Below are 8,542 nucleotides of genomic sequence, written 5' to 3'. Positions count from 1 at the left end.
CGGCGGGGTAATGCTTCATCCCCACAGGGACTCCGTTCTCCTGGACCATCAAGATCCAAGTGTCTCCGGTGTCCAAAATCCGGGGTCAAGGTCCGATCTCCTTGTCGAGCTTGGCCAGGAACTTCTTGAACTCCTCCGTCCGGTGACGGCGGTGGAGGGAGCTGCTGACCTTGCCCGTGGCGACTTCAAGGGCCGCGAACAGGGTCGTGGTGCCGGCCCGGACATAGTCGTGGCTGCGGCGCTCGGGGACACCGGGCATCATCGGCAGGACCGGCTGGGACCGGTCCAGTGCCTGGATTTGCGACTTCTCGTCCACGCAGAGCACGAGCGCCTACTCCGGCGGGTCCAGGTAGAGGCCGAGGACGTCGCGGACCTTGTCGATGAATAGTGGATCCGTCGACACCTTGAACGTCTGCGGCCGGTACAGGGCCAGGGCGAACGCCCGCCAGATCCGCGAGATTGTCGACTGCGACATGCCTGTGGCAGCGGCCATCGACCTCGTCGACCAGTGGGTCGCGTTCTTCGGCGTCTGCGCGAGCGTCTTGACAATCATCCGCTCGACATCGGTATCGGTGATCTTCCTTGGGACATCGGGCCTGGGGTCGTCGCGCAAACTGTTCAGGCCGCGTTCGAGGAGCCGGCGCCGCCAGGTGCGGGCCGTGTCCGGAGTGATCCGCAGCCGACGGGACACCTCCATGATCGAGTGGCCCTCGGCGCACTCCAGCACGATCCGCGACCGCTGGGCCAGAGCCTGAGCCTGAGCCTGAGCCGTCGTTCGGCGGCGTAACCAGCCCTTCAGCACCGCCCGCTGGGCATCAGTGACCGACAACAGCGGAATCCTCGAGCCCGGACGACTGATGCCCAACCAACGACAAATCTCCGACTCAGATCACTAGCACCATCGCCGCCCTCATCTCTGACTGAAGTAACCACAGCCTGAAAATCGGTCGCGACCAGGGAAAACACACCTCACCGGGAGGTCTGTTCGAGACGGGTGCTGTGCTTGATCGTGAGGGTGGCCCTGTTCGGTAGGGTGATGGGTGCGAGGAGGTTAGCAACCTATCGGGGTAGGGCCGTGTCCGTCGTGCTGGCGCTGTTCTTGCTGCGGCAGAACCCGGTCCAGGAGGCGGCCGTGGAGTTGTTCGGGGTCTCTTAGGGCACGGTCTCCAGGTGGGTGGACGGCCTGCTGCGGGTGGTGGAGAAAGGTCTTGGCCTGCCACGATTGTGACTTGGCCGAGGTCTTGGGCTGGGTCGGAAACGCGCTGGTCGACGGCATCCTGGTCATCATGTGGGACTGGGTCGGCGAGGGCACTGCCCTTCTCCGGCAAGCACCGCGACACCGGCTTTTGACTGCAGGCCGGCGCCATCCTGGCCGGGGACCTCCTCGCAGTCTCCACACCCGTCCCGAGCTCCCGCCACGACATCATGCCTGGCGTCAGTCAGGCTTCCCCGAAGCCTTCACGGAACGGGAGGGCATGGGCGACTTGGGCTACGTCGGCTACGGACAGCTCACGCCCAGGCGCAAGCCGCCCAGCAAGGTACGGCCCAAAGGAGCCCAGGGGCCAACCGCTCCAACCGCTCCGTCAACAGGCTCCGGGCCGCGGTCGAACATGCCATCGCGCACCTGAAGCACTGGAAGATCTTCGCCACCCGCTACCACGGCCCCCGCACGCGCCCTCGTCGCCAAGACCGCAACCCCCTCACTTTCCACAAGAACGGCTGGTGAAACCCTCGTGAATAGGCATCCAACCATCACGCACCAACTCGTAAGGGCGTCACAGAGCGAGCACCGGGGCCGTGGGAGGGCGGGCCACACTGCACGACTCCCGTGCCCGCAAGGGCGCCACGGGCGGCGGTGTGAGAGTCGGCCCGATTAAGGGCATGACGGCTGCCAGCATCTCCGTCTCGCTCGCGGTCCCGTCCACGATTAGATCGGCCGCTGCTCGGGAGGGCGCGACATGGGCTGCGTGGCGGTCCCTGCCGGTCTGTAGATAGTTGCGCAGGGACAGTCGGGGGTCCTGCTGCTGCCCCTCGATCTTCCTAAGGATCTTGCGGGCCAGACGTATGTCGTCAGGGGTGTCGACGTACACCCGCCACGCCGCCCGCCGAGCCACGGACGGCAGTGACAGCGCGAATAGGCCCTCGACCACCACCAGCAGCACACCGGGGGACAGCAGTGCCGCGTCGATGGCGTGTGCCAGCGCCGTCTCGTCGATGGACCCCGGATGGTTCCAGTCAAGGACAGGGTGCCCGTCGGCACTGACTGTCCACATACCCCTCAGGGGGTCGTGCGCAGGCACGTAATAGTCGTCCATATGGACCAGCGCCACGCTCTCGGGACACTGCAGCGACAAGGTTTCGGCAAGGGTGGACTTGCCGGATGCGGTGCCCCCTGCGACCGCCAGTACACCCGTCATACCGGGCACTCCTCATGTGCTCAAAAGGGGATAGACAAAGCGGCCGGGCAAGCCGGGTGCAGGGAATGTACGGCGGCGTGTTCGCCGATGGCAAGCAGGGGAACGCGCCCTGGTTCAGTGGCCAGGGCCGCGACCTGGGGTCGACCTGCACCCAGCTGATCCTCGGACAAGCGAACTGACGTGACATCAGATGCGGACAACAGCTGGGCCGCTTGTGGAGGCGGAGATCTGCTATCTGCTGGTCGACAGGGAGCATGACCTTGAGCTGGCGATGTCGGTCGCGGGGAACACACGCCGTGGGAGTGTAGGTGAGCCTGCGATGGGTCGTGGCTTGTCACAGCTGACGCCAGGTGTCCTCATCGGGAAAGAGTCGACGCGTTGCACAAACGCCGTTCGAGCGAAGGGCTCTTACGACCAACAGAATAGGGGGTCCGGAGCCTGCGCTTGTCGCTATCCTGGGTCGTCGACGGCGATGAACTCGTCAGGGATTCTTCCGCAGTGTTAGACCGTAAAACCTCAGCTATCTGCCGTTTCGTTCGTCCAGCGAACGAACGTGCGCGTGCGGCAAACCGCCCCTTCAGCTCCGCGACATAGGGCTGCCGCTGCCGTTCGAGGTGCCCTCGTGGCCGTGCTGGCTTAAAACGAGGGTCACAGTGCCCCCCTCACTCTTCCGACCTGGTTACCGAATAGACAGCACCACATGCGCCGCTTCCGCCTGAACCGTACGGCGTGGAGAAATATAGGTGGTGTCCGTTCGGGCTGAACGCAAGGCCTCCAATTTCGGAACCTTCTTCATTTTCCAAAAATTTTTTCACCTTGCCATTTTCTGCAACCCTCAATATTCCTGTACTGCCCGCAGTAGTCGCAAAATATACTCCACCGGTTGGAGATGCGGCCATTGCGCCAAATCCGGGGCTCAGGGAGCCGCCGAGGCCCGTGGCTATGAGCTTCGGTGCGTTTCTTTTAAGTAGATCGTATGAGTGTAAAGTTTCTCCGCCGTCAGCTATTACCCATATTTTTCCACGGTGCAAGCAAGCTGCCACTGGGCGGTGAAACTTGACTTCACTTGAATCTTTCATTGACCTCGAGAACTCCGTCGATCTGACGCTACCGCCGCGTGCCCTCGTTAGGGTTTCCCACCCCATGTCTTTCAGTGATGGGAGGTTTCCTGACTTTTCAATGCGAACTCTTCTGAGAGTTGCCAACTCCGCATCTTCGAGGAGGTACATGAAGAGAGATGCACTGTCGACCATTATCGCCACTAGAGGTGCGTCCATTGCAGCGATCTTTTTCCGAACTCCAGAGCTAGAGTAGGGATCCATCCTCCATAGCACTGCAGCCTGGGGCGAATTTCGGATGAAAGAACGCTCGCCTCGTACCTGATCAGTTCCCGCTGTTATCCACGATCTCCCCGGCCCCGGGGCGCCAACGGCACTTATTGGCAGCTCTGCGCCGATTTTCCATGCCGATTTGACGTAACCCTCTCGTCCAGAGAAGCGGAGGGCACTGACGCAGCCCATAGCATAGTCCGCCGAGTTTGAAACATAGATCCAGTCCGGTCCGTCGCTGAAGCATGCGGCCGAAGCTGGAACATCGTGCCAACTCAATCCAGTTCCACTCACTATTCCTCTAGATCGGGCTACGACTTGAAGCCGATAACCTCTCCGAATTCGAGTCGCGCTTTCCTCGGCGCCTCGGGGTGCCGCCGCCCGTGCCGGCGCCCTGACGAGGGGGGAGGAGGTCACTGCTGTACCGAGCGAAGTTATCCCCACCCGCAGAATTGTGCGCCTGTTCATGCTTCTCCTTAGCTCGTGGCTATGGATTGAATGGGAAGCGCCTCTTTTCTGGATGATTAGTCTGCTTTACCTAGCCGATTTGTGGTATTCTGAAGTAGGAACTGTCTGATCCGTCATGAACTCCTCCGGCTGGACAGTGCCCAAAGTTGTCGAGCATCAGCAACGCACATTTTCGACACCACCGCCATCCTGTGTGGCTTCCTGACTGCGGCGGATTGGCCAGCTGCAATGAATAGGCGCAGCCATCAGTTGTTCGATGAGACTCTCCGCGCGGGCATATGCCGAGCGATAGATCGGGATGGTAAAGCCCTTGGCAAGAGTGGCAGCGCGTCCACCCGTACACTCCTGGATATTCAGGGCAGTTAATTACGGGCGTCAATTCTGAGGCTGCAGGCAGGTGGTTTCTGTGTGTCGCTGCGCATACTCCTGCGATGCCGACTGTATGGTGGAGGCATTTGCATGCAATGCACAGGTACCAGCCCTGCTGGCTTGGCCAGCCGGATGCGTAAACGAATTTAGAGATAGTAACTGCTAGTGTTCTCGGCCGTTCGTTGTGAATTGAGTGCCCAGTATCTAGGAGAAACAGCGAATTTCCAGGCGCCCCCTTAGCTAGTGACGTCAGTCGCTTCGTGGCGCTGTAGATGTTACTCCAGGCGTAATTGTCTTTCTCGCCGGCACACAAGAGTGTGTTTGATCGGAGCGATTCATATCGGGGGCGACCGTCCGAAGTATCGGATTCCTGGTGGCTGAATAGGAGTTGCTCAAGGGCGAGGCGCCAGTGCCAACGCCGGAACTCGGCGGTGTAAATCTCTTGACGTTCCGTTCGAGCCCTTTGGATATGTATTTTCTTGCATGGGGCCCAATCGTCCCTATACCACATTTGCGGTTGCGGGGGGATTAAGGGTGCGGAATCATCGAATGATTGTTTGAAATAGTTACGACGGCTTCCGCTAGATTCCTGTGCGTCCGCCCTGTCTTTTAACTGGGACAGTGCTATTCCCTTGATGATGTCGTTGGCAAATGTTGTCCAGACGGAAGCAGGTGACCACGATACGATATTTCGCAGCCAGAGATGTTGCTGATCTACTCGCTCGCCGAGTCTGAGCCCCAGATTCCCTCCGAGGCTGCCACCAATGACTGCTACGATTCGGCTTCTAAGTGGTCGAGTCCGGCTATCCCCGTGAATAAAGAGGAGCTTTTCGAGCGCTTCCGTGAAGGCTATTATGAACTTTTCCAAAAACTCCAGAATGGGATATCCACCCGGATAATTGCTCCCGCTGAGAGGCGCAACGAATGTGTGGTCGAGAGTCTCTGAATATCCCGAACTGACCAAGTCCGGGGCAATAATTGTAACGCTACGTCCGTGTGCGCTGGCAGCTTGCTGCAGTTCCGGTATGAGATCAGCAGCTTCCTCGGCCCTCGAGCTATGGCCGTGAATGAAAAGGATCACATCGTCGTCCGGGGGTACCGAGGGGTAAGGAAACGTCCACTTGCTCGACGAAATCACATAGCGTGAACGTATGGTATGTCCCATACAAGTGACGTCGATGTCGTACTGGGCATCTGGAGAACTGGGCACATTAACGGGCCTGTCCGGCGGGTCGTCCTCACCTGAAACCGCGATCCAACCGAGGCTCGGCCTAGTCAGATGACGCTCAGCTGGGGATCCACGGAGCGCAGTATTGACGGCACCGGCCCGTGAGGCCATCTTCTGCACCTGCTCGCGGACCTGGGTAGGGGATGGGGTGTAGCCCCAGACCGTCGTGAGTACAGATATGGCTCGCTGGGTGATGGTTGAGATGTTCAACCCGGTGGCTCTGTATCTAGTTCCCGCGAAGTGCCCGGAGACCGCTAGGTCAGCGAGGGCTTCAGGCAGCCGCTGGTCTACACGAGGCGATGACTGCGATCGCTGGTAGGACGCGACGGCGGCCCGAACAATGATCTCGTTCGGGTCGTGTGTCTTAGCGGCGTCACGCAAATCGCTGACAAGCCGGTTCTCCTGTGCCGCATCGACGAGCGTATCGGGGGCAGCGTAGACGCCCCCAGTATGTCTTCCTGGCGCACATGCTTCTGGATACGTGGGCGCTGTGGGCTGTGAATTCTTCACACGTTGCTCCATTCGTCGCCAACTATCAGCATCATGCTATGAGCATGCGCGGCGGCGCCCGTGAAGGACTGGTGCAAGTCTGCCAGCGCTAGGATAGCAAGTGGCAAACTACTGTCATAGAGAAAGTGCGTCTGGCTCGGCTTGCATTTAAATTTGCCGGGCCCCCGTGCACTGGAAGAACGTTTAGTTTTTCCTGGAATGAATCTCTGGGCGGGCATCCATCCGCTCAGCAGGGAATCTAGCTCAGCTGAGACTCTCGCGAGAGCCAGCCCGCAAAGGGGCGCAAAGGGGCAAGGACCCCGCCGGAGAAGATCAGCTGGACGATCTTCCATGCTGTACGTGAACCGGGCGCCCGTAGGCACCTGCCGAGCCGCCCTCTGTTCTGACCCGTTCGTTGTGCGCTGGAACTTCACTCGCGGCACGAGGCGGGAAGCGCCGTGGTGATGACGCGCTGTGTGATCGGCGGCTGCAGGACATGAGAACGCCAGGTTGACCGATTCGAGTCCGCGCGGACAATCACGGTTTCCGCTTCGGCCAGGGATTCAATGGAGACGAAAACATAATGGACCACAAGCGGTTCATCATTGAGGCACCCTAGAACCTGCTGGTGGGGAGGCGGGTTATGGGAACCTTCGCCCTTCCGCTGGGACGGACACCCTCTGCCTGCGTTAGGGATCGCGCTGCACCCCCGGACCTATACATCATTCACGCCGCCCTAAGAGGAAGTATCATAGACCTTCTGAATGCCCTAGCTGAAAATCATGTTGGGCTCACCTCGGGAGTTCGTACCCGTCCCGGAGGTGCAACTCCCGGACTTCGGCGCCCCGTCGTTATAGGACTGACGCAGGCAGTTCCGCAGCGCTAATTGGCCCCAATAGCTAGGATGCCCGTCTTCCTGAAGCTGGTACGGGCCGACAAGAGTGGTGGCGGTGCGAACCTGCTGCACCCATTCGGTGCGGTCAACCGCAAGCGGACTCTTCCATGAAGGCACATTCACCTCTTCAAGTTCGCCGACGCCTTTCTCGCACAACCGATGCCCCACTAGGGCATCTCGAGCGTCGAGGACCTTTATATTCCCGAGCCCAGACTTGACAACCGCCTTCTTGATGGTGTTATTGAACGTCGGGACCACAGTCGCCTGCACCCAGTCCGCGTCGGCGTCCCAGATTCCGCATCCAGCGCTGGCTCGACTGTGCCCGCTCTCCGGATGACGGAATCGGCTAGCCGACGGGATAGGCGACGAATAGGTCTGGGCGATGATGGTGTATGAATCCGCTGCGTAGCCGACTTGGGTCATCGCTCGGTTGATGTCGCGCAGCGCGCCTGCGACGAGTTGAGTCTGGACGTCGACGTTAGCAGGAGAGAAGTTGGCTTGCATGGACGGCTCGTCCTGGCAGTGCCGTTGCGCCCATACTGAGGAGAAGTACCAGTCCAGCACACATGTCCGGACGATGTCTGAGAATCTATAGTTGTTCGACCCGATGAGAACCGTGATCGCCTTGACGCGGTGAGTGGATGCGAACTCCTGAAGCAGGACAAGCTGGCTCTTCTCGCCGCTAGATGAGCTGTAGAAGTCCAAGCCTGGCTTGAAGTTCTTCCCCTTCTCGTTAACCGTGTAGGTGCGGGCGCCGGAGCATGCTAGGTTGAGGCTCGATATGCCGCCAGAGATGTGGACTTCGGCCGCGTGGGAGCGATGGCAACCAGAAATCTGTTCTGCACTACGGGTGGCATTGTCGAAGTAGGCGCTGGCGCCGAGGGCATCGACATTCGAGGCATTGAGCTCTGTGTTTCCGGCCCAGCGTCCTGCCTCGCCGGAGATGGCCGAGTCACCAATACTAACGATCCATGGGCCACCAGCAGGGGGGGCAGTAGCGTGCGCGGTACTTGGGGCTGCGACAGTTGTTGCCGCCAGCACGGAGATGAGTCCGCACGTCTGCAACGCTTTTCGAAGGCAACGTCTGACTAACATTCGTTCTCCTTGCGCAGGACAGTGAGGTCGCTTGCTGACTCGAGGAGACGGGCGAGGTGCCTAGCAGCAGACTGCGTCACGAACAGGATGCACACCCCTACCCGTCAGTACAAGAGAGGGGTACCTACTCAACCGCTGTCTGCGGGAGCCGAGTTGGGCTAGGACTTGTCCGGCCGATCATGTTGCTGGTTAGGGTGCGAGCGTGTCGAAGACGAGCGTGAGCAACGAGGCCAGCAGCATGCTCTGCCTGTGG

General features: G+C 60.0%; 6 protein-coding genes. All 6 read right to left on the bottom strand.

Annotated elements, in window-relative coordinates; genetic code table 11:
• Positions 1 to 85 precede the first annotated feature (85 nt).
• The gene (locus ACZ4NT_RS38200; RefSeq protein WP_467730009.1) at positions 86 to 316 is read right to left on the bottom strand and encodes a hypothetical protein; all 231 of its coding nucleotides are present in this window, start codon (positions 314 to 316) and stop codon (positions 86 to 88) included.
• A gap of 15 nt (positions 317 to 331) precedes the next feature.
• On the bottom strand, positions 332 to 829 hold the full coding sequence (locus tag ACZ4NT_RS38195; RefSeq protein WP_467730007.1) for a helix-turn-helix domain-containing protein: 498 nt from the start codon (positions 827 to 829) through the stop codon (positions 332 to 334).
• A 946-nt stretch (positions 830 to 1,775) separates the two neighbouring features.
• Positions 1,776 to 2,417, bottom strand: a complete 642-nt coding sequence (locus ACZ4NT_RS38190) for a uridine kinase family protein (protein ID WP_467730005.1) — start codon at positions 2,415 to 2,417, stop codon at positions 1,776 to 1,778.
• 662 nt (positions 2,418 to 3,079) lie between these two features.
• Entirely contained in the window at positions 3,080 to 3,739 is a 660-nt protein-coding gene (locus ACZ4NT_RS38185) for an SMP-30/gluconolactonase/LRE family protein (RefSeq protein WP_467730003.1), read from the bottom strand.
• A 544-nt stretch (positions 3,740 to 4,283) separates the two neighbouring features.
• Positions 4,284 to 5,747, bottom strand: a complete 1,464-nt coding sequence (locus tag ACZ4NT_RS38180) for an alpha/beta fold hydrolase (protein WP_467730011.1) — start codon at positions 5,745 to 5,747, stop codon at positions 4,284 to 4,286.
• Positions 5,748 to 7,068: 1,321 nt separating this feature from the next.
• Positions 7,069 to 8,289 carry an SGNH/GDSL hydrolase family protein gene (locus ACZ4NT_RS38175; protein ID WP_467730001.1) on the bottom strand — a complete coding sequence of 407 codons (1,221 nt, stop codon included), beginning with the start codon at positions 8,287 to 8,289 and terminating at the stop codon, positions 7,069 to 7,071.
• Between the last annotated feature and the right edge of the window lie 253 nt (positions 8,290 to 8,542).

The organism is Streptomyces sp. NPDC026417, from assembly GCF_055567695.1.
This window is presented reverse-complemented; position numbering and strand designations above follow the sequence as displayed.

What these genes read in the sequence shown, in the direction of transcription:
- ACZ4NT_RS38190 (WP_467730005.1), bottom strand. Translation starts at nt 2,417, where the DNA reads ATGACGGGTGTACTGGCGGTCGCAGGGGGCACCGCATCCGGCAAGTCC.
- ACZ4NT_RS38185 (WP_467730003.1), bottom strand. Translation starts at nt 3,739, where the DNA reads ATGGATCCCTACTCTAGCTCTGGAGTTCGGAAAAAGATCGCTGCAATG.
- ACZ4NT_RS38180 (WP_467730011.1), bottom strand. Translation starts at nt 5,747, where the DNA reads ATGGGACATACCATACGTTCACGCTATGTGATTTCGTCGAGCAAGTGG.
- ACZ4NT_RS38175 (WP_467730001.1), bottom strand. Translation starts at nt 8,289, where the DNA reads ATGTTAGTCAGACGTTGCCTTCGAAAAGCGTTGCAGACGTGCGGACTC.